Here is a 257-nt window from a genome sequence, read left to right as displayed (position 1 = left end):
ACAACATTAACAACTGGATTTGATTTTACATCAACAGACTTAAAAATAACAACTGAAAATGATGGAAAAGTTACATTTAACTTAACAGATACATTAAAGAATAGTCTAAATGGTAAAGGCAACGATGGAAGAGATGGAAAAGATGGAACTAATGGTGCAGGTTCAAAGGGCTTAACAGGGAAAGATGGATTAAATGGAAAAGACCTAACAACTAAGGTAAATGCACTAAGAAATGGTGAAGCAGGAACAGTAGTCTA

Annotated in this window: 1 pseudogene; it reads left to right on the top strand. The window is 33.5% G+C overall.

The window, feature by feature from the left end:
• Nucleotides 1–257 (top strand): annotated as a pseudogene (locus tag IMK15_RS06380) (hypothetical protein); the annotation flags it as partial.

Source organism: Sneathia sp. DSM 16631 (assembly GCF_014892235.1).
GTDB lineage: Bacteria > Fusobacteriota > Fusobacteriia > Fusobacteriales > Leptotrichiaceae > Sneathia > Sneathia vaginalis.
This window is presented reverse-complemented; position numbering and strand designations above follow the sequence as displayed.